The following is a 19793-nucleotide window of genomic DNA, read 5'->3' as shown; positions in this document are numbered from 1 at the left end:
ATACAAAATCCCAACCTGCCTTTACATTGCACGCAGACAGGTGAAAAAAACCGGGTTTTAAACATTAATATTCTAGTTATCAAGCCGGAGCTTTAGTATTTCAAATCATTTTGTCGTTAGAATTTGTTTTGGGTTTCGGATTTCACCAAATTTATAAGGGTGTGATTTTGTATAAAGATGAATACTATTAAATCTATTCGCGATATTCCTTTGCATGAGAATATTTATCCCGGTACCCCTGCATGTGCGGGTTGTGGCGGGCTTTTATCATTGAGGCACTGCCTAAAGATTTTGGGGGAAAATATTGTTATCGTCAATGCTGCGGGATGTTTTACCCTTTTGTCGTAACTATTCAGCGAAAATAATTTAGAATTTGCTTGACAGCAGAAATGTTACAAACAAGCAATTTACCTGGTAGTGTATGTATATGTTTGTAAATGCGTTAAAACCAGGCAGCAAGATGCCGTGCATAGAGACGTGTGTGGGGTCTGTTCAGTTATAGAATTTCGAGCCTTTGTGGTGTGTTATAGAGCGAAAGAAAAGGGTGAAAAAACCTGTGGTATAATAGATGCAGTAGATAATTTCAGGCTAATTATACAGGTATCATCCATTGACGATAGAGAATATAGACGTAGACGCAACACTCCAAAAAGTAGAGAAGCTGCTTTCAGAAGAGAAAGGGCTGTCACCGGCGGTGAGGTCAATGATAGAGTTGTTGGCATTATTGATAACACTGCTGGTAGGACGTCTGAACCGGAACAGCCGCAACAGCAGCAAGCCTCCCTCAAGCGATCCGAATCGCAAGAAAGAAAGCAAGGCGAAGGGTGAAAGGAAGGCAGGCGGGCAAAAGGGCCGTGATGGAGTAACGCTCAAAAAGGTAGACAATCCTGATGAGGTGGAAGTAATAAAAGTAGACCGGAGGAAGTATCCGCGCAGCAAATACAAGGTGGTAGGTTACGAAGCACGCCAGGTGTTTGATATAAAGATTTCGCGTGTAGTAACGGAGTATCGTGCAGAGGTAGTAGAGGATGCGAAAGGGAACCGGATTGTAGCGTCATTTCCGGAAGGGGTAACAAAGGCGGTGCAGTATGGTCCGGATTTGAAAGCGCATGCAGTCTATATGTCGCAGTATCAATTGATACCCTACAAGAGGATACAGGAGTATTTTGAAGGACAGATTGGGATACCGCTGAGTGAAGGTTCTGTTTACAACTTTAACAGGGAAGCCTACGAGTCATTGGAACCCTTCGAAGTGAGAGCCAGGGAAGAACTTGCAAAATCAGAGGTGATGCATGTGGATGAAACTAGTATCAACAAGAATGGAGACAGGTATTGGTTGCACAGTGCATCCAATAGTTTGTGGACGTACTTTTTCCCGCATGAAAGACGTGGAACAGAAGCGATAAATAGTATCGGGATATTACCTGAATTTAAGGGGATTCTTTGCCACGACCATTTGAAGTCGTATTACACCTATAGCAACTGTACGCATGCGTTGTGTAATGCACACCACTTGAGGGAATTGGATGGTGTGTGGGAAGATGATAATAAGCAGGAGTGGGCGAAAGAGATGAAAGCATTACTTAAAGAGATAAACCGTGCGACGAGTGATGCCGGGGGAATGCTGGGAACTGATGAGTCAGAAAAATACCGGCAAAGGTATAGGAAGATACTCCAAAACGCAGAAGCCGAAAGCCCTCCTCCTGATGAAACGAACCGTAAGGGAAAAAGGGGGAGGGTAAAAAGGACAAAGGCACGGAATCTTCTGGAACGATTGAGGACGTATGAGGGTGATGTGTTGAGGTTTATGGACAATAAAAATGTTCCCTTTACGAACAATTTGGCAGAAAACGATATCAGGATGACGAAGGTTCAGCAGAAGATATCTGGCTGTTTTCGTTCTTTGGAGGGAGCGAAAATTTTCTGCCGCATTCGGAGTTATCTCTCGACCTGTCGAAAACAAGGTGTAAATTTGAGCCGGGCATTACAGATGCTATTCCGTGGCGAATTGCCTGATTTTGCTAGCTCGTAGCGACAGTGGGTGAAAATACGCTGAATAGATACCTTTTGTCTGTCTATCCTTACACGCCGTTCAGGAGTTCGTGGCTTTATACGGCAATGGCATGCGCCCCTGCCGGGGCACAAGGGATAAGGGACGCCCTTGATATTTTGATAAAAAAGGGAAGGTTAAATCCCGATGAAGATTTGAAGGTAGTCGTATTAACAGGAGATGGTGTTGCGTATGATATTGGACTCGCATCTACTTCCGGCGCTCTTTATAGGAATGTAGATTTTTATTACCTGTGTTCCGATAATGAGGCATATGGCAACACCGGTTTTCAATCTTCGGGAGCAACGCCATTTGCTTCCAATACGCGCACTACCCCGGCAGGGAAAATGAATCCGTTGGGAGAGTTATTTTATAAGAAGGATCTTTTTGAGATATGGAGAAGCCATAAACCTCCGTATCTTGCAACTATTTCTCCCGCCCATCCGGTGGATTTGATAAATAAATTTGAAAAGGCAAAACACTATAAAGGGCCAAAATTGTTTATTAATCTTTCTCCATGTCCTCCGGGCTGGCATACCGACCCGTCACATTCAGCAAAACTTGCGAAGCTTGCGGTTGATACTGGCGTTTGGGCATTGAAAGAGGCTGTTTATGGCGAAATAAGCCATACGATTATCCCCCAAAAATTTAAACCGGTTGAAGAATATTTGAGGGAACAGGGAAGATTTGCACATCTCTTTCAACCGGTAAGGCAGGAAGGGGTGATCAGTCAAATCCAGTCATTTGTGGACCGGTATTGGAAAGGAATTCAGGGTTGAAATCAGGTTGTTAGTCCCTTATAGGTAATTTCTTTGTTTTTGTTCTCAATCAACAGTCAACAGTCTGCAATTTGCCGATTGCCGACCGTTGACTGTTGACTGCTACGGAATAATAAATTCCAAGTCCCTTATATTATCTACTGCGCAAAAGGGGGATTATGCGTTCATTAAATTGTTGCAATGCCTTTGCCCGATGGCTGATTTTATTCTTAACCGATGTTGAAAATTGGGAAAGCTCTGCAAGTGTCTGATTGTAATATGGTACGAAAAAAACAGGATCGTACCCAAAACCCCCGGAACCTCTTGGTTCTTTTGCGATGAATCCTTCGCAGTAATCTTCTACCACAAATAGTAATTCGTGCGGACTTGCCAGTGCAATGGAACAGACAAATCGGGCAGCACGTTTTTCTTCGGTAAAGTTATATAATTCAGAGAGTACTTTTTGGATATTTGCTTCGTCTGTGGCGCCAGGGCCTGCATACCTGTTTGAAAGAACGCCAGGACGTCCATTTAACGCCCGTATTTCAAGTCCCGAATCATCAGCCATTGCCCATGTATTACATGCCTTTGCCAGGGTGGTTGCTTTTTTAATCGCATTGTCCCTAAAGGTTCTACCGTCTTCTTCCACCACGGGAATAAAAGGGAAATCTTCGGTACCGCGAAAAATAATGCCCGGAATGTTTCCTGCGATAGCTAATATTTCCTCTTTTTTCTTCTTATTTTGCGTGGCAATAACAATTGTCTTTGAATGAATCTCGTTTACATATGAACCCATTTCAACCTCCTGCGCTTCTTCGTATTATTAAATGGTAACCAACCGTAAAAGCACCACATTTCTTTTCCAATGAATTATAACGTGTTTATTACGTTCCCAATGCCTTTTTTTGAATTTCAGTTATCTCACAAATTCCTTTACGGGCTAATGTGAGCATTTTTGCTAATTGATCTTCATCAAAGGCGTATTCTTCGCCTGTGCCCTGTACTTCAATATATTTTCCACTGCCGGTCATTACAAAGTTCATGTCTACCTGCGCAGAGGCATCCTCTGCATAGCACAGATCCAGCAATGCGATATTATTTACAATTCCTGCGCTTATGGCTGCGACACTATTGATGAGGGGATTTTCCTTTATAACATTTTTATCGATTAACCATTGAACCGCGTCTGCCAATGCGATATAGCCCCCTGTAATTGCCGCAGTGCGGGTACCTCCGTCAGCCTGAATTACGTCACAATCGATCCAGATCGTTCGTTCCTTTAACAGGGCAAGATCGCAGATTGCCCGTAAAGAGCGGCCTATAAGGCGTTGAATTTCGTGCGTTCTTCCGGATATCTTTCCTTTTGTGGATTCTCTTGGCACCCTGGAAGGCGTTGCGCCAGGCAATAGCGAATATTCAGCGGTAATCCATCCTGTGCCGGTGTTTTTAATGTGTGGCGGCACGTATTCTTCTATTGAAGCAGTACAAATAACTTTTGTATTGCCAGATGCTACAAGAATAGACCCGGCAGAATATTTGGTAAAATTTCTTGTGATGGTAACAGGGCGTAATTCATCGTATTTGCGGTTGTCAACTCTCATGGTTTTATCTGACTAATAAAAGTTTTAAAATTGCCTTTTCAACGTGTAGTCTGTTTTCAGCCTGATCATATACGACCGAACATTTGCCATCAATCACCTCATCGGTAATTTCTTCTCCCCTATGGGCAGGCAGGCAGTGCATTACCTTGACATTGTCTGCGCATTTTTTCAAAAGCGCAGCATTGACCTGATAATTTTTAAAAACCTGTCTGCGTATTTCTGCTTCAGCTTCCTGTCCCATGCTGGTCCATGTATCTGTATAAATAACGTTTGCGTTCTCTGCCGCTTCTTCAGGATTCCGGTAAAGGTGAATCAGATTTTTTCCGTTCGCCATGTGTTTCAGTTCCGAAATGAAATCCGCATCGAATTCGTAGCCTTTTGGAGATGCAATGTGGAAATCTATATCTAATTTTATGCAGGTTTGCGCAAGAGATTTTGCAACGTTGTTTCCGTCTCCGATAAAAACTATCTTTATATTCTCCAGTGTCTTGAATTTTTCCAGAATCGTATATACATCAGTGAGCGCTTGGCACGGGTGGTAAAGATCCGTTAAGGCATTTATGATGGGAATAGTTGCGTATTTTGCCAATTCCTGCACCGTGTCATGCCCAAATGTGCGGATCGCTATCCCGTTTAAATAACGTGACAACACTTTTGCTACATCTTTAATTGCCTCTCTTTTGCCGAGATTGATTTCAGTCTGCGTCTGATAGATGGCATAACCGCCCAATTGCACAATTGCCACTTCCAGGGATACCCGTGTGCGCATGGAACTTTTCTCAAAGATAAGCCCGAGAATTTTTCCGCTCAGGCATTTTTCCTCAACACCCTTTATGTGCAGGTCTTTCAACTCTTTTGTAACCTGAAAAATCTCCTCGATCTCAGGTCGCGACAGGTCGGCAATAGAAATTAAATCTTTGTTTTTCATAAAATATTTTGACACATTAATAGTTTGAGAGGACTGATTTTAAAATACCCAACCCCTCATCGATGTTTTCTTTTTTTACGTTGAGAGGGGGCATAAACCGGATAACCGTGTCATGGGTACAGTTGAGAAACAGACCCGCCTGAATGCAATCTTTGATGATAGTACTTCCGTTTATCGCGAGTTCAATTCCTATCATAAGACCTACGCCGCGTATTTCTTTAATAATATTGCATTGTGTTTTGAGCGAGCGCAATTGTTCCATGGCGTATTCCCCCATCTTTTTTGTATTATCCAGCAGGTTTTCTTTCTCAATGGTTTCAAACACAGCGACTCCTGCTGCACATGCGAGGGGGTTTCCTCCAAAGGTGGAAGCATGGCTGCCCGGTACAAGGTCTTTGGCTACTTCTTTTTTTGCCGTCATAGCCCCGATTGCGACTCCGCCGCCCAGCGCCTTTGCCAATGTCATAATGTCCGGCTCAATGCCATAATGTTGATAAGCAAAGTATTTGCCCGTTCTTCCCATCCCGCATTGTACTTCATCGAGGATTAGCAGCAATCCTTTTTCATTGCAAATATTTCTTATATCCTTCAAAAATCCATTTGTCGCTATGTTAATACCGCCCTCTCCCTGAATTGTTTCCAACATGATTGCACAGGTCTTGTCGTCAATGGCATTTCGTAATGCTTCCGTGTCATTAAAAGGAACATAGGAGAACCCTTCAACAAGCGGCGCAAACCCCTTCTGATATTTTGGTTGTGCAGTTGCCGTTACCGTGGCAATCGTCCTGCCGTGGAATGAGTCGGAGAAGGTAATGATTTTGTATTTTCCCCTCGCAGAGTTATGAATACGTGCAAGTTTAATAGCCGCTTCGTTTGCCTCTGCACCGCTGTTACAAAAAAAGCATTGCCCTCCAAACGATTTTTCAGAGATATATTTTGCCAGCATGCCCTGCGGCTCAGTGTAATAAATGTTCGGAGCATGCTGCAGTTTTGCCGCCTGGTTTTGAATGGCTTTTACCGTCGCGGGATGGCAATGCCCAAGGAGACTGACAGCCCAACCTGAAAAAAGATCAAGGTAACGTTTGCCTTCAGCGTCCCATATTTCCACACCATTCCCCTTTACCAGCAATATCGGATTTCTTATGTAATTGGGAATAACGTAGCGTTCATAAATTTTTTGGATTTCTTGCGTATTCATTACGGTGAATTATTTCAAAAAGACAGATAAATGGGAAATAAAAAAACTACGCAACTGTTTCGCTTTTTCAAAAAAACAAGTTGTTACAAAACTGCAATACCGGTGGTTAAACAATAATCTGAGTTCCCACCCCTTTATCGGTAAAAATCTCCAGCAAAAGTGCATGGGGTATTTGCCCGTTAATGATATGCGCCTTTTTAACACCTGCTTTTACGGCAGCAATACAGGCGAATACCTTGGGAAGCATTCCTCCGTTGATAATTTTTTTATCAATAAGCGAATGTGCCTCGTCCTCATGCAGGGTGGAAACAAAAGAAGTTTCGTCGTTTGGCCTTGTCATGATACCGTGAGTATTCGATAAAAACACGAGTTTTTCCGCCCCAAGTGCCTTCGCGAGAAATGCCGCAACGCTATCTGCGTTAATGTTATATATTTCCCCGTCGTTTCCTTTTGCCAGAGGCGGCACAATAGGTATTGTACATTCACTGCATAAGCTTAAAAATCTTTCTCTGATGATAGAGGTCACCTTGCCAACATAACCAATATCAAGCTGATTTGTGGTGCCGTCATCTTCCTTCACTTCTATATAATGTTTTTCAGCAGTAATCGGGCAATATCCGTCTTCCCATACACATACAGCGTCGTTGCCCATTTCAGAGATTTTTTTAACCATAGAAGCCCCTATCTGGTCAACAAGTACGGTTTTTGCAATTTCAAGGGTCTCGCGGTCGGTGATGCGATGTCCATCTACGAATTTCGGACGTAAGCCTCTTCTTTCCATTTCCCTGCTAATATGCGGCCCCCCGCCATGCACCAGTATTGGCATCATGCCGACCGTTTTCATAAATACCGTGTCCTGCAGTACGTTTGTGAGAACCTTGTCGTCTGACATAGCGCTTCCGCCAAATTTGATAATGACAATCTTGTCTTTGAATCTTTTAATATATGGGAGCGCCTCTAAAAGTATACCGGCTTTTTGAATAGCAGTTTCCATGGATATTTGATCATTCATATAATAAAAAAAGGGATGTTTTAATTAAATAAAAAGAAGCGGGTGATTATAACAAAAGAGGCTTTCGTGTCAAGTTTAAACAAAAGCGTAAGTAAAACTCAATCAAAAGTTTTTGTGACACTTTAATTTTATGAAAAAACCCTGACAGGGTTAATATACAATGCTTGCAAATACTATATTGTTTCACCTGGTGTTTCAAACGTGTAAGGGCGGATCAAGGTGCGGTTTTTTTGCAACGATCCACCAAGAATACAGGTCGTCCCCAATCTCCGCAGTCTGGTAAAATGCAAAATTGCACGGATGGCGATATCTGAACAAACCACATCCCAAGAAAGAGCGTTTGCGGTTCCTGGAAAAATTCATTTCAGAAAACACTTCATCACGATAAAAGAGGTTTTCCCTACCATCATCCCCATTCCCTAAAAATTTCCTTGATATTGCACATCAAATGCAGTATTTATTTGAGCTTATGGCAAATGCATTCCTTTATATACCTTTCAAATCAAGGGGTAATTCATTAGATAGTTATGTGTCAGTTTGTATTTGAAAAACTGCTTTATTGAAATAAATTTTGAATATGGCGCAGAAAGAAGCAACGTCTCGCATTAAAATCAACAAACTCCTCGAAGAAGCGGGTAGTCCAATTCTGCGGACCCATACGTAATCATCCTTCCTCATCACTTGAATAGTCTGGAAATAAGCAAGGCGTTAGTATGCAGTTACATTTTCTTACTCTTAGGGGTTAAAGTCACGTCCGGGGAATTGTCCGTTCACTCCGATAGTTCAACATACGGCCAAACCTTCAATATTCAATATGGAAAAGCTATCAACATCTTCTTAAGTATGACGATGATCTACACGCATGTCTTGAACAAAAGTGGTCACGGTGTCCAAAGTCCAGTCGATAGGTTGTAGGTTGGTTTATACAGACTGTATAAACCGGAATGAACAAAAGCAAAAAAATACACAAAAGCTTTATAAGAAATAAGTTACAATGCGTTATAAGAAGATACGGCAACTTCTTATATATACTGAAACAGTCTGTATTTGCCGTTTTATACAGACTGTATAATCATTGTTCGGCATATAAAAATAATAAAATAACCACCACATCAATGGTAAAATGAATCAATGGGTAAACACGAAAAGCTCTTGCTTAAGATTCTTTGTGGAACATCGGATGCAAATATTCAATTTGAAGATTTATGCAGCCTGCTGAAACATTTCGGTTTTCGACATGAGGGTTAAAAGCAGCCATCACATGTTCAGAAAGAAAGCTGTTATAGAAAAAATTAATCTTCAGCGTGAGGGTAATAAGGCAAAGCCTTATCAGGTTAAACAGGTAAGAAACTTTATAGTAAAATATAAACTCGGAGGGACTATTTGATGTATAGATACGAAATTATTATTTACCGGAGTAATGAAGACAATGCGTTTATAGCAGAAGTGCCCGAACTTCCTGGCTGTATAGCTCATGGAGAAACTCCTGAAAAAGCATTAAAAAATGCTAAAGAGTCAATTCAATTATGGATTGATACCGCTAAGGAGTTTGGCGATCCCATACCTGAGCCTAAGGGAGAAAGATTGATATTTGCTTAAAATCAAATATTCAAACCGTATGGGAACTCCTTAGCCATCACGGTGTAAAAACGACGATCTACACCCATGTTTTGAGCAAAGGAGGTTACGGTGTCTAAAATTACGAACTGTTCTTTATCATTTCAATAATGAAAAGTTTTTATGATGATACGCAACTCTTTTATTTTAATGCGAAAAGTAGTTACAATATGTGACAAGAAGGCACGGCAACTTCTTATACATATCGAAACAGTCTGTTTTTGCCGTTTTATACAGACTGTATAATCATTGTTATGTGGCAGGTATTCAGCGATCATCTAAATAAAATAGTAGTCAGCCGAACATTTTCTTGCCATTCTTTACTAAAGTAGTTAAATTTTTCTGTGTGCTGATTCTTGGATTTTTAATTGAGAGGTGGAGTAAATGATTACGAAAACTTTAGATGGACACATCGAGATTACCGAAGGTATCACCGGTGGTAAGCCGAGAATAGCTGGACATCGTATCACCGTTCAAAATATTGTTCTTTGGCACGAACTGTTGGGACGTAGCGCAGACGAAATTGCTGCTGAATATGATCTGACTTTAGCCGATGTTTACGCTGCTTTGGCCTATTACTACGATCATCGCGCTGAAATTGACAAATCGATTGAGGAGAGTGAATCTTTTGTGGAAGCATTACGTCAAAAAACGCCTTCAAAAGTATTGCAAAAATTAAATGAGTAAAAAGCTTAAGTTTTATACAGACGAACATGTATCCAATTCTGTTGTGAAAGGATTGCGACTTCGAGGCGTGGATGCTTTGACGACAAAAGAAGCTGGGATGTTGGGCGCAGATGATAAGGAACATATAGCTTTTGCCATGAAAGAAAGAAGAGTCATATTTACGCAAGATGAGGATTTTCTGAAGCTACATTCAAGAGGTGTTAAACACAGCGGTATCGTGTATGCTCACCAACGTACTCCAATTGGCGACATTGTAAGAGGACTCATGCTAATTTATCAAGTACTCGAATCAGATGAGATGAAAAATCATCTTGAATTTTTGTAAGATATAGTAATTATAGTAAGATATTTACTCTGAAATTGAGACACAAGAAGCGAGGTCAGTTCCGACCACATAACATCGGCTGGAGTTGACCGCGGGTTCCGGCTTGTTGGCTGGGTTTGGTGCCCTCTCAGATCTTATTTTAAATTAGCTGGTGCAGTGCTTCCTTAGGCCCGCCGCAACTCAGCCTCGTGTTATGTACGGTAGACAAACAAATAAAAAAGAGAATAATGGCGACTGACTTAACAAAAACACAATGGACTGGAATTTTGTTAAATGAAGAATTGACAAGTCAAGTTGGAGTGATTTTAGGCTACAAGGGAAAATCCCCTCATGGGGCATTAAATCTTGAAATGAAATTATAGGAACACCTCCCATATTTCTTGCTTGATTTGGTGAAAAAATAAGGGAAGTGTCCCCTCTTTATCCCTCTTTATCCAAAACAAGATTATTGATAAATCTCAAAAATGGTAACTATTCAGCGTAATTTATTAAACTACCGGAGATAAGAGCGCAACTCGTTCCCAAACTCCACAGACTGGGTCAAATGGGCAATTTTACCCTATTTCTCGATATGCATTCCCCACTTTAATGGAAAAATAGTAATAAATAGGGTATAAAACAGGCAAGATGTGAGGTGTTATCCCCACTTTTGAGAAAACAAAGTTCATTTGACCCAGTCTGTCCAGTTTGGGAACGTAATTGCACTGGAAACTTTGTTTCCAGTGAGGGTCTGACTTGACAAATTACAAACTGTCTTAACCCTGTGATTTTATTCCCTATCTATCAATAAATAGGCGAGAAACCGGAGTTTCTCGAACAAATGCATTCCCAAACTGGAGTTTGGGAACGAGCCGTGTATCGTTTACGCTGAATAGTTACCAAAAATGACCTATAATAAATCAAAACAAATCCTGAATTTTCATTATAATTCTATCCTATCACCATTTACACGAGAACATGATTTGATATATGTGTATCCATTTCAATTTTGATTTCAAAAAAGCTACTCAAGCCCTGAACTACCTTGCAAAAATATCCGGCGGAAAGGTAAATAAGATGAAGGCCATAAAGCTTATTTATTTTGCCGATAGGTACCACTTGCGCAAATATGGTCGACCGGTAACCAACGATGAATATGTTGCAATGGAATACGGTCCGGTAGGTTCTAAAACGAAAGATATTGCTGAAAATACCTCTTTTCTGGACACCATTGAGAGTGAATATAATAGACAATATATCGAAAAACAAGGTATTTATGATATTCAGTCTATACATGATGTAGATATGAATGTTTTCTCAGATTCTGATATTGAAGCGCTGGAGTTTGCAATAAAATATTTCGGACATCTTGACAAATTTCAGCTTGCAGAAGTTTCCCACGCATATCCGGAATGGAAGAGGTTTGAAAAGAGGTTGGAGTCAGGTATTGGTTCTGTATTTAACATGGATTACGAAGATTTCTTTAAAGATGCCATGTCCGGAAGCGAGCAGTTAATCCCATTAGAAGGTAAGGACTTATTTGCTATGGATACTGATGATAAAGAAGAAATGCTGAATTATGTAAAAGAACAAATGGAACTGAAAAATCAATGGGAGCAAGTTCCTGATTGATATTCCGCCCGATATACAAATCAAGTCTACAATACAACCCGGTTCTGTTTACTACTTTACAGAAAAAAGCTTTTGTAATCCGGAACCACACTATTTTATAGTTGTGAATAAGGCCCCGCTAAAGGACAAATTCCTAATCATGGTTAATTCAACCTCACAAGTCGAAAAAGCTATAAAGCGTAGACGTCATATGCCTAATACTTTGGTAAAAATAGACAACGCCGAATATGCGATTTTTACTAAAGAATCAGTCGTGGATTGTAACTCGGTAATTAAAAAGACCATTGAAGAAATAGTTTCTCTTCTAAAAAGCAAACAATTAGCATGTAAGACGGAAATGCCTATTGGAATTGTTGAAAAACTTCGTGAGGCTGTTATTGCAAGTCCAGTTGTGGAAAATAATATAAAAGAAATGTTAAACGCATGAGGGTTTAACACTCTGGCTCTCATTGTTACGGAAATGCCGGCAGATTACTGCGGTATCCCTTATCAATTATTCTATCAATTGTGTTTCTGGGAAGGATTCCAACCGCGTGCACCGTGTACATCTCCAGTAAATCCCAGCGCAGTTAGCTACCGTTGGTAATGCTTATTAAAGCTGAAATACGGGTATTTGAATGTTTTTGGTGAATCGGGGACACCTCCCATATTTCTTGCTTGATTTGGTGAGAAAATAAGGGAAGTATCCCCTTCTTTTTGTTTGTCTATTTTGCTGAAAAAATTAAAAAGCTTGAAATTTTCTTCATTTTTGTTTTATTAGTGCTCGATTTTATGGGAAAAACAATTTTCTATTATCTTGCTATCATATCTGAGTATGACGATGATCTACACCCATGTCTTGAACAAAGGTGGTCACGGTGTCCGAAGTCCAGTCGATAGGTTGTAGGTTGGTTTATACAGACTGTATAAACCGGAATGAACAAAAGCAAAAAAATACACAAAAGCTTTATAAGAAATAAGTTACAATGCGTTATAAGAAGATACGGCAACTTCTTATATATACTGAAACAGTCTGTATTTGCCGTTTTATACAGATTGTATAATCATTGTTCGACCCCCTTCTTGCACAATAATCTCATTTTTTAGATCAACAAGTAAAATCATTGCAGATAAAGTTTGATTCATAGTAAGCGGAGAAATAATGCAAAGTCCATTTGAATTGAAAGGATACTGGTGGCTCCCCGACTCAGAAGAGAATAAATTGCCTGGAACACTAACTTATTCTCAAGAAGATGGTGCCGATCTTGAACTGGTAGGAGTGTTTGATTCAAAAAAACTAGAACCAATACAACAATTGCCTATTATTCTTGGGGTTACTCAACAGGGAAAATCTATTACTTTATACAAGTGCATTATCAGTTCTTGGGCTTATCCGCTGGTTGGATTAGGCGGAGGTAAATACTTGGTGCACTTTGTTTTTGAAGGGGTGCATTTTGAGGCAGAAGAAAAAATTAGATTTAATCAATTATGTGGTAGTTACACAGATTTAGACGCTTGGGTAGATATTTATGGATTTGCAATTGAAGTGGATACTGCTGACAGCAAATTTGTCTCAAAAATAAGATATGAAAAACCTATGTCGCAATTTTTCGATGTTGGAGAAACTTTCGAGGTTGGCATAGGTTTTTCGAGTCGTGGTCCAAACCACACTATAATACAAACTGAAGTGACAATTTCTCAGAGCGCGTATCTTGTCGTAAAAAGCAAAAATGGCGATATTCAATTTGATGATTTATTCAAACAATTAAATATATTCGCGTATTTACTTCAATTTGCAATCCAAAGGATACCTTATCCTATGTCTGTGTTTGGCTTTTCAAAGGAGAACCCACAAGAACTCGGCGAAGGCAAGATACATTATCCAGAAATAAATATCTTCTATACGCCTATAGAGCCGATTGTAAGCAGAAAACAAAAATTGCCGCAGGAATTTTTATATACCTTCAAGGATTTATCAGGAGACCAAATCTCTGCATGGTTTACATCCTTTGATAAATACGAAACGATAATTCATTTATATCGCTCGTTATTCTATAGCAACCGATTGTTTATTGATACAAAATTTCTAAATATCGCTCAGTCGCTAGAGTCTTTGCACAGTATTTTGTTTGATGGTCAATATTTATCGCACGATAAATTTGTTGAGCAAAAGGAGAGAGTGCTGAGCGCTGTTCCTGCTGAATTAACTGAATGGGTGGAAGGCGCATTGAGTAACGCGAACTACAAAAGATTTCGACAAAAAATCTTTGAACTTCTTGATAATAAAAAAGAGACCTCTGGACGATTTGTTGATGATATGGAACTTTTTGCTAAAAGAGTTACTAACACGAGAAATGAATTTGTGCATCACAACGAACGGAAATTGACTTTCCAAAAAGAAGAGTTGCCTTCCATTATTTATGTATTGACAATGATATTTGAGTTGTACTTATTGGGAATCATTGGATTTTCCGATGAAAAAGTCAAGGAACTTTTAGAACCTAAGATACAGGCTCACTTGACTGGATGGAAGCATTTACGGACAATCAAGAAATGAATTCGGCAAAGAGTCTTGCAGGTCAAAGGCGGGGTCTAACAAAGCGTGCACCTGACGCTGGGGATTCTGTGCGATTTATTGACCTTTTTCTACGCCTCAACAGAATCCTGCTTTCAAGCCGAATCCACGCCCGCCCCAGCGCAGGTAACGCTAGCCGTTAGTCGCGACACGATGTCGCATAATTGATTGTACTAAAAGAAGATTTTCTTCTTGAGTGTACTAAGCATGTTCCTGCTTATTCCTACGTGAGCGTGCTACCATTGCGCTGACGACGGGGTGCGAAGCCTCACGGACAACGTACCGAATTGGGTCGAAATGGCGACAGGCAGACCCCTCCGGAAAACCTATCCGGTTAAGGGCTAGGAACGAATGATATGATGAAAATATATGAATGTCCGCACGCATCGTCAATGAGCGACAGACCTACGAGGTTTAACAGGTCGAAGGTTATTCCCCCAGTGTGAATAGCATGTTGGTAAAGTTGCAAGTCTCTAACGTGCTTGCACGGAACTGTAGAACCACCGGTGTCCAGGACGCATCTAAGTCATTTACAGGGTCAATTATACGGAACGTGGAAACTCAGACCTTCGCCCTATGGGCAGGCTAACCGTGAGGCATGCTGTTGGAGGACTGGGGTGAGATGCCATAAGGAAGCGAATGCTTTTCTGTAATGGAAGAGATACCGGTTGAAATATTACCGGCTCAGTAATGAGGCTGATAGTTGGCAGGTGCCTTATTACGTGAACATTGAATGAATCAGTTGAAAGAAGGGAATGCAAATGACGGGTGCTAAGCCTGGTGCCCCCTTCGTTTTTTTTTGATATACTGACAGTCAGTTATTAACGTGAAGAAATTTATTAGCGGGTTTCTCCATAAGAGAAGCTTAAACAGGTGCTTGAGCTGTATGATGGGAAACTATCACGTACAGTTCTTAGGAGGGAATCGGGCAGCAATGCCCGTGACCTATCCGGTGCATAAAAAATAATAAAATAACCACAACAACAATGATAAAATAAACCAATAGGTAAACATGAGAAGCTCTTGCTTAAGATTCTTTGTGGAACATCGGATGCAAATATTAAATTTGAAGATTTATGCAGCCTGTTGAAACATTTCGGTTTTGACATGAGGATTAAAAGCAGCCATCACATGTTCAGAAAGAAAGCTGTTATAGAAAAAATTAATCTTCAGCGTGAGGGCAATAAGGCAAAGCCTTATCAGGTTAAACAAGTAAGAAACATTATAGTAAAATATAAACGCGGAGGGACTATTTGATGTATAGATACGAAATTATTATTTACTGGAGTAATGAAGACAATGCATTTATAGCAGAAGTGCCTGAACTTCCTGGCTGTATAGCTCATGGAGAGACTCATGAAAAAGCATTAAAAAATGCTAAAGAGGCAATTCAATTATGGATTGATACCGCTAAGGAGTTTGGTGATCCCATACCTGAGCCTAAGGGGGAAAGATTGATATTTGCTTAAAATCAAATATTCAAACCATCTGGGAACTCCTTAGCCATCACGGTGTAAAAACGACGATCTACACCCATGTTTTGGGCAAAGGAGGTTACGGTGTCTAAAATTACGAACTGTTCTTTATCATTTCAATAATGAAAAGTTTTTATGATGATACGCAACTCTTTTATTTTAATGCGAAAGTAGTTACAATATGTGACGAGAAGGCACGGCAACTTCTTATACATATCGAAACAGTCTGCGTTTGACGTTTTATACAGACTGTATAATCATTGTTAGACGTAAACACGGAGTATTGATGGAACTGAAAGACATACTTACTCTGCTTGTAGCTGCATATGCAGCACTTCTGTCAACATATGTGGCAGTCGTTCAGCGTCAAGATAAAGCACCACGGGTAAAAGTAAGAACATCATATGGCTTTCTTACGGCTGGGCCACAAATTAGCGACACGCACATTCTTATGGAAGCCGCAAATATTGGAGAGAAACCCGTCACGCTATCATCTGTGGGACTGCTGCTCCCCGATGGCTCCCAGTTTATAAATTCTTCCAATAACTCTACCCATCGCCTCCCTTGTGAGCTGACACACGGAAAGAATCTGACTATGTGGTTTGATGTAAAACCCTTGGCTGTGCAATTAAAACAGCGCGGCTACTCATCAGTCATAAAACTCAGTGGTCGATTCTCCGATTAGGCGTCAAACGAATATGTTGGTAAGGCAATCAAGTTCGATATTGAACAATGGCTAAAGTGAATGTTTCACGTCTATACTCAATCAGACTGAAACCACTGGCTTCGGTTTGATTGAATATAATCCCAATCTGAGCACAATTAAAAGGGCATGGAAGGTAATGGATGAGCACGTCAGAAACCCGTGATTCCAGTCTGATTGAGTATAGCGCTTTGAGACGAACGCGCCCGACGGCGTACCGCTCAAGCGCACATTAAGCTTCTAAAACAAAAGGAGAAATTAATGAGCAAACGTATTTACCGCTCCTGTCATGAGCCTATAAGGGAAAACCCTTCGTTTGATGAGCGATGGAGGGGACCAGACAATGGTCTAATCACATGCTGGGAAGTTGGGCGAAGAAGAAGCATCGAATCCCCTGAGTTGGCAGAGCAAGCAAAAAATGGAGAGTTGCCAGTACTCGGCTGGAAAGGTGGCGTAGAGAAAAAAACACAAAAAAAAGAAAAGTATGGTAGCCTTAATTACTTGGCAGAGTGGCAAGGTCTAAGGGGTGAAGATTTAGACATCGATCTAACTGAAGAAAGAGAAATTGTTTGCTCAAAAACTGGTATGAAAGTTATCTATACAAGCGATGCGACGAAATATGCTAACCCGTGATTCCGGAGGAACAGCCAGTTGAAATTTGTAGCACTTGATGTTGAAACAGCAAATGCAGATATTTCCTCCATCTGTCAAATCGGCATTGCTAAATTCGAAGATAATAAACTCATTGACGAATGGTGCTCTTTAATTGATCCAGAAGATTATTTTGATCCAATAAACATTTATATTCACGGAATAGCAGAAACAGATGTTGAGGGGTCCCCTAAGATTCATGAGGTTGCACAAAAAATATACGGATATCTCGATGGCGTATTAACTGTATGCCATACTCACTTTGACAGAGTTTCCGTTAGTAAAGCTTTTGATAAATACGACATTAGAATACCTAAACCAAAATGGTTGGATACTGCAAGGGTTGCTCGTCGAACCTGGAATGAAATTTCATGGAGCGGATATGGATTAAAAAATGTCTGTGAATTAATTGGCTATGAATTTAAACATCATAATGCGCTGGAGGATGCAAAAGCTTCTGGACATATTTTAATTGCTGCGATAGCCAAAACAGGTTTGGGAATTGAAGATTGGCTTAAGCGAGTAAAACAACCAATTGATCCTTCTAATATTAGCACTGGCGGTGCAATTCGTCGTGAAGGTAATCCTGAAGGAGTGCTTTATGGTGAAAATTTAGTTTTTACAGGGGCGCTGACAATTCGCCGTATAGACGCGGCAGATCTTGCTGCCCAAATAGGATGCAATGTGGAGTCTGGAGTCACAAAAAAAACTACAATTTTAGTTGTTGGTGATCAAGATGTAACAAAGTTAGCTGGGAAGGAAAAAAGCTCAAAGCACCAAAAAGCTGAGCGACTAATTACAAAAGGGCAACAAATCAGAATTTTAAGAGAAAGTGACTTTAAAGAATTGGTGAACAACGCAGAGGACATCGCTTAACCATCTCTTCCAGCAGACCGCAAAAAGCCGCGACTGCTGAAGAGTACGTTATGAAAAATTAATATACAGGATAAACAGTGAAATTTAGCGAACTTGTTAAACTTCCTGAAAAAGAAGGATTCAAAATTATAAAAGAAAAAAGGTCTATAAGATATTATGGAAAAGCTGGATGGAACAAATTAATTCGTGTAGACTATCATGGTTCAAAAGAAGTTCCAAAAGGTACCTGTCATGCTGTACTAAAATCAGCAGGAATAAAAAAGAAATAATAGGAGGCAAATAATGATTGATTTAGAATATTCATTAATAATAGAGGCAACTGAAGAACCTGACTATTTTGGATTTTATTCAGAAGATTTAGAAGGTTTTAGTGGCATTGGCCACTCTATAGAGGATTGCATTTATAAAGCAAAATGGGGAATGAAGGAACATATTAGTTTACTAAAAGAAAAGGGATTGCCCATCCCACCAAAAAGCAAAAATCCCAGGATAATTATTCAAAATGAAGAGAAATTAGCAGTTGCTTAGATGAAAGAAAATTCAACTCAACAAAAGAAGCCCTGGATTGCAATAATTTGGTTTTTCATTTTTCATGCATATACCTCGATTAAGTTGAAAATTTTTTTTACTTTAATTTAAAACGCGCAGCCTGCCCTTCTTCTTTCTCACCTTCAATCCCTTCCACCTTTATCCGCAGACGCAGATCATTCGCGCTATCGGCGTAGGCAATTGCGTTTTCGTAAGTTATTTCCCCCTTTTTTAAAAGATGAAATAAGGACTGGTCCAGGGTCATCATCCCTTCCTGATTCCCTTTTGCCATTGTTTCCTTCAATAACCCTATTTCCTTTTTTAAGATAAGATCCTTTATCCTTGGGGTGTCCAGCAATACTTCAAAGGCGCCTGACCGCTTTCCATCTTTTGCTGGAATTAATCTTTGCGAGATTATTGCCCGTAGATTCAGCGAGAGGAGCATGTATATTTGTTCATGCCGTTCCGGAGGAAAGAAGTTTATAATCCTTTCAATCGCCTGGTTTGCGTTGTTTGCATGAAGTGTTCCCAAACAAAGATGGCCCGTTTCCGCAAAGGTAATGGCAGACTCCATTGTTTCGGTATCGCGGATTTCTCCCACCAGGATGACGTCCGGCGCCTGGCGCAAGGTATTTTTTAGTGCATTGTGAAACGACAAGCTGTCCAGTCCGATTTCTCTTTGTGTGATAACAGACTTTTTATGGCGGTGCACAAACTCAATGGGGTCTTCTACCGTAATTATGTGGCCTGAATTATTCTCATTCCTGTGATCAATCATCGCCGCCAGTGTGGTTGATTTCCCTGAACCGGTTGCGCCAACTACCAGCACAAGCCCCCGTTTTGTCATGGCAATGTCTTTGAACACCTGGGGTAGCCGTAAATCGTCAATAGACTGAATATTTATCTTTATCTGCCGGATAACAAGGCCGACATTCCTTTGCTGAAAAAAAATGTTTACCCTGAAACGTCCAAGTTCCGGATAATACAGGGCTAAATTCATTTCCATCTGTTCGTAAAAATCTGCCCTTTGTTTTTCGCTCATTATTGATTCGGCAAGGGTGCGGGTGTCATCGCCCGTTACCATTTCCTGACCGGCGGGAATGTTGTTCCCTTCCTTCCTGTACACAGGGGGCAGCCCAACGGTAATGTAAATATCAGAAGCATCCAAACGCACCATTTCTTGTAATAAATCTTTTATTTCCATGGAAGATCTCCCTGA

At 40.4% G+C, this 19793-nt stretch carries 24 protein-coding genes; 18 read left to right on the top strand and 6 right to left on the bottom strand.

Translation table 11 applies throughout. The annotated features are described in order from the left end of the window. The first annotated feature begins 177 nt into the window (after window positions 1–177). From KSMBR1_RS14460 to KSMBR1_RS14450, 3 genes are all read left to right on the top strand, one after another. The gene (locus KSMBR1_RS14460; protein ID WP_197705211.1) at window positions 178–348 is read left to right on the top strand and encodes a hypothetical protein; all 171 of its coding nucleotides are present in this window, start codon (window positions 178–180) and stop codon (window positions 346–348) included. Window positions 349–610: 262 nt separating this feature from the next. Continuing rightward, complete coding sequence (gene tnpC, locus KSMBR1_RS14455) at window positions 611–2032, top strand: IS66 family transposase (protein WP_099325955.1); 1422 nt, start codon at window positions 611–613, stop codon at window positions 2030–2032. Window positions 2033–2037: 5 nt separating this feature from the next. Beyond that, the gene (locus KSMBR1_RS14450) at window positions 2038–2829 is read left to right on the top strand and encodes a thiamine pyrophosphate-dependent enzyme (RefSeq protein WP_099325954.1); all 792 of its coding nucleotides are present in this window, start codon (window positions 2038–2040) and stop codon (window positions 2827–2829) included. Window positions 2830–2962: 133 nt separating this feature from the next. On the opposite strand, the gene rdgB is transcribed toward KSMBR1_RS14450, so the two are convergent. The 5 genes from rdgB to argB all read right to left on the bottom strand — a co-directional run bounded on the left by rdgB (window position 2963) and on the right by argB (window position 7529). After that, a complete protein-coding gene (gene rdgB, locus KSMBR1_RS14445; RefSeq protein WP_099325953.1) occupies window positions 2963–3604 on the bottom strand; it encodes an RdgB/HAM1 family non-canonical purine NTP pyrophosphatase in 642 nt (213 codons plus the stop codon). A gap of 88 nt (window positions 3605–3692) precedes the next feature. Next, window positions 3693–4409, bottom strand: coding sequence for a ribonuclease PH (rph, locus tag KSMBR1_RS14440; RefSeq protein WP_099325952.1), 717 nt, complete (start codon window positions 4407–4409; stop codon window positions 3693–3695). 4 nt (window positions 4410–4413) lie between these two features. Beyond that, the gene (gene argF, locus KSMBR1_RS14435; protein WP_099325951.1) at window positions 4414–5337 is read right to left on the bottom strand and encodes an ornithine carbamoyltransferase; all 924 of its coding nucleotides are present in this window, start codon (window positions 5335–5337) and stop codon (window positions 4414–4416) included. A gap of 16 nt (window positions 5338–5353) precedes the next feature. Then, complete coding sequence (locus KSMBR1_RS14430) at window positions 5354–6535, bottom strand: aspartate aminotransferase family protein (RefSeq protein WP_099325950.1); 1182 nt, start codon at window positions 6533–6535, stop codon at window positions 5354–5356. A 106-nt stretch (window positions 6536–6641) separates the two neighbouring features. Beyond that, window positions 6642–7529 carry an acetylglutamate kinase gene (gene argB / locus KSMBR1_RS14425; RefSeq protein WP_157820623.1) on the bottom strand — a complete coding sequence of 296 codons (888 nt, stop codon included), beginning with the start codon at window positions 7527–7529 and terminating at the stop codon, window positions 6642–6644. Window positions 7530–8808: 1279 nt separating this feature from the next. Between argB and KSMBR1_RS22745 the strand changes: the two genes are divergently transcribed. The 15 genes from KSMBR1_RS22745 (at window position 8809) to KSMBR1_RS14340 (ending at window position 18574) form a co-directional block, all read left to right on the top strand. Beyond that, window positions 8809–8934: a hypothetical protein gene (locus tag KSMBR1_RS22745; RefSeq protein WP_261341066.1), complete on the top strand. Its 126-nt coding sequence runs from the start codon at window positions 8809–8811 to the stop codon at window positions 8932–8934. Next, the gene (locus KSMBR1_RS14410) at window positions 8934–9146 is read left to right on the top strand and encodes a type II toxin-antitoxin system HicB family antitoxin (protein WP_099325947.1); all 213 of its coding nucleotides are present in this window, start codon (window positions 8934–8936) and stop codon (window positions 9144–9146) included. The genes KSMBR1_RS22745 and KSMBR1_RS14410 overlap by 1 nt, the downstream gene beginning before the upstream one ends. 402 nt (window positions 9147–9548) lie before the next feature. Next, window positions 9549–9851 carry a DUF433 domain-containing protein gene (locus tag KSMBR1_RS14400; protein WP_099325946.1) on the top strand — a complete coding sequence of 101 codons (303 nt, stop codon included), beginning with the start codon at window positions 9549–9551 and terminating at the stop codon, window positions 9849–9851. After that, window positions 9844–10176 carry a DUF5615 family PIN-like protein gene (locus KSMBR1_RS14395; protein ID WP_099325945.1) on the top strand — a complete coding sequence of 111 codons (333 nt, stop codon included), beginning with the start codon at window positions 9844–9846 and terminating at the stop codon, window positions 10174–10176. The genes KSMBR1_RS14400 and KSMBR1_RS14395 overlap by 8 nt, the downstream gene beginning before the upstream one ends. Window positions 10177–10403: 227 nt before the next feature. Beyond that, entirely contained in the window at window positions 10404–10538 is a 135-nt protein-coding gene (locus tag KSMBR1_RS22740) for a hypothetical protein (protein WP_261341065.1), read from the top strand. A 607-nt stretch (window positions 10539–11145) separates the two neighbouring features. Then, window positions 11146–11787 (top strand): Panacea domain-containing protein, encoded by a 642-nt coding sequence (locus tag KSMBR1_RS14390; RefSeq protein ID WP_099325944.1) that lies wholly within the window; start codon window positions 11146–11148, stop codon window positions 11785–11787. A gap of 139 nt (window positions 11788–11926) precedes the next feature. Further along, entirely contained in the window at window positions 11927–12214 is a 288-nt protein-coding gene (locus tag KSMBR1_RS14385) for a hypothetical protein (protein WP_099325943.1), read from the top strand. Window positions 12215–12928: 714 nt separating this feature from the next. Further along, a complete protein-coding gene (locus tag KSMBR1_RS14375; RefSeq protein ID WP_099325942.1) occupies window positions 12929–14323 on the top strand; it encodes an ApeA N-terminal domain 1-containing protein in 1395 nt (464 codons plus the stop codon). Between the two features lie 1020 nt (window positions 14324–15343). Then, window positions 15344–15598 (top strand): toxin HicA, encoded by a 255-nt coding sequence (locus KSMBR1_RS14370; RefSeq protein ID WP_099325941.1) that lies wholly within the window; start codon window positions 15344–15346, stop codon window positions 15596–15598. Beyond that, a complete protein-coding gene (locus KSMBR1_RS14365) occupies window positions 15598–15810 on the top strand; it encodes a type II toxin-antitoxin system HicB family antitoxin (RefSeq protein ID WP_099325940.1) in 213 nt (70 codons plus the stop codon). Before KSMBR1_RS14370 ends, KSMBR1_RS14365 begins: the two co-directional genes overlap by 1 nt. A gap of 292 nt (window positions 15811–16102) precedes the next feature. Further along, the gene (locus KSMBR1_RS14360; protein WP_099325939.1) at window positions 16103–16501 is read left to right on the top strand and encodes a hypothetical protein; all 399 of its coding nucleotides are present in this window, start codon (window positions 16103–16105) and stop codon (window positions 16499–16501) included. 279 nt (window positions 16502–16780) lie between these two features. Further along, the gene (locus KSMBR1_RS14355; protein ID WP_099325938.1) at window positions 16781–17152 is read left to right on the top strand and encodes a hypothetical protein; all 372 of its coding nucleotides are present in this window, start codon (window positions 16781–16783) and stop codon (window positions 17150–17152) included. An 18-nt stretch (window positions 17153–17170) separates the two neighbouring features. Further along, window positions 17171–18046 (top strand): exonuclease domain-containing protein, encoded by an 876-nt coding sequence (locus tag KSMBR1_RS14350; protein WP_099325937.1) that lies wholly within the window; start codon window positions 17171–17173, stop codon window positions 18044–18046. A 77-nt stretch (window positions 18047–18123) separates the two neighbouring features. Beyond that, the gene (locus tag KSMBR1_RS14345; RefSeq protein WP_099325936.1) at window positions 18124–18315 is read left to right on the top strand and encodes a type II toxin-antitoxin system HicA family toxin; all 192 of its coding nucleotides are present in this window, start codon (window positions 18124–18126) and stop codon (window positions 18313–18315) included. Between the two features lie 13 nt (window positions 18316–18328). Then, window positions 18329–18574 (top strand): HicB family protein, encoded by a 246-nt coding sequence (locus KSMBR1_RS14340; protein WP_099325935.1) that lies wholly within the window; start codon window positions 18329–18331, stop codon window positions 18572–18574. A 97-nt stretch (window positions 18575–18671) separates the two neighbouring features. Here the strand turns inward: KSMBR1_RS14340 and KSMBR1_RS14335 are convergent, their stop codons facing one another. Further along, entirely contained in the window at window positions 18672–19778 is a 1107-nt protein-coding gene (locus tag KSMBR1_RS14335; protein WP_099325934.1) for a PilT/PilU family type 4a pilus ATPase, read from the bottom strand. Between the last annotated feature and the right edge of the window lie 15 nt (window positions 19779–19793).

This window comes from Candidatus Kuenenia stuttgartiensis (assembly GCF_900232105.1).
In the GTDB taxonomy this organism is placed as follows: domain Bacteria; phylum Planctomycetota; class Brocadiia; order Brocadiales; family Brocadiaceae; genus Kuenenia; species Kuenenia stuttgartiensis_A.
Note: the sequence above shows the minus strand (reverse complement) of the source record. Positions and strands in the feature narration are given on the sequence as shown.

Bases quoted from the DNA above. Each gene is read 5' to 3' on its own strand.
- KSMBR1_RS22740 (WP_261341065.1), top strand. From the start codon at position 10,404: ATGGCGACTGACTTAACAAAAACACAATGGACTGGAATTTTGTTAAAT.
- rdgB (WP_099325953.1), bottom strand. From the start codon at position 3,604: ATGGGTTCATATGTAAACGAGATTCATTCAAAGACAATTGTTATTGCC.
- KSMBR1_RS14355 (WP_099325938.1), top strand. From the start codon at position 16,781: ATGAGCAAACGTATTTACCGCTCCTGTCATGAGCCTATAAGGGAAAAC.
- rph (WP_099325952.1), bottom strand. From the start codon at position 4,409: ATGAGAGTTGACAACCGCAAATACGATGAATTACGCCCTGTTACCATC.
- KSMBR1_RS14390 (WP_099325944.1), top strand. From the start codon at position 11,146: ATGTGTATCCATTTCAATTTTGATTTCAAAAAAGCTACTCAAGCCCTG.
- KSMBR1_RS14360 (WP_099325939.1), top strand. From the start codon at position 16,103: ATGGAACTGAAAGACATACTTACTCTGCTTGTAGCTGCATATGCAGCA.
- argF (WP_099325951.1), bottom strand. From the start codon at position 5,337: ATGAAAAACAAAGATTTAATTTCTATTGCCGACCTGTCGCGACCTGAG.
- KSMBR1_RS14395 (WP_099325945.1), top strand. From the start codon at position 9,844: ATGAGTAAAAAGCTTAAGTTTTATACAGACGAACATGTATCCAATTCT.
- KSMBR1_RS22745 (WP_261341066.1), top strand. From the start codon at position 8,809: ATGTTCAGAAAGAAAGCTGTTATAGAAAAAATTAATCTTCAGCGTGAG.
- argB (WP_157820623.1), bottom strand. From the start codon at position 7,529: ATGGAAACTGCTATTCAAAAAGCCGGTATACTTTTAGAGGCGCTCCCA.
- KSMBR1_RS14375 (WP_099325942.1), top strand. From the start codon at position 12,929: ATGCAAAGTCCATTTGAATTGAAAGGATACTGGTGGCTCCCCGACTCA.
- KSMBR1_RS14460 (WP_197705211.1), top strand. From the start codon at position 178: ATGAATACTATTAAATCTATTCGCGATATTCCTTTGCATGAGAATATT.
- KSMBR1_RS14430 (WP_099325950.1), bottom strand. From the start codon at position 6,535: ATGAATACGCAAGAAATCCAAAAAATTTATGAACGCTACGTTATTCCC.
- KSMBR1_RS14400 (WP_099325946.1), top strand. From the start codon at position 9,549: ATGATTACGAAAACTTTAGATGGACACATCGAGATTACCGAAGGTATC.
- KSMBR1_RS14410 (WP_099325947.1), top strand. From the start codon at position 8,934: ATGTATAGATACGAAATTATTATTTACCGGAGTAATGAAGACAATGCG.
- KSMBR1_RS14335 (WP_099325934.1), bottom strand. From the start codon at position 19,778: ATGGAAATAAAAGATTTATTACAAGAAATGGTGCGTTTGGATGCTTCT.
- KSMBR1_RS14385 (WP_099325943.1), top strand. From the start codon at position 11,927: ATGGTTAATTCAACCTCACAAGTCGAAAAAGCTATAAAGCGTAGACGT.
- KSMBR1_RS14340 (WP_099325935.1), top strand. From the start codon at position 18,329: ATGATTGATTTAGAATATTCATTAATAATAGAGGCAACTGAAGAACCT.
- KSMBR1_RS14365 (WP_099325940.1), top strand. From the start codon at position 15,598: ATGTATAGATACGAAATTATTATTTACTGGAGTAATGAAGACAATGCA.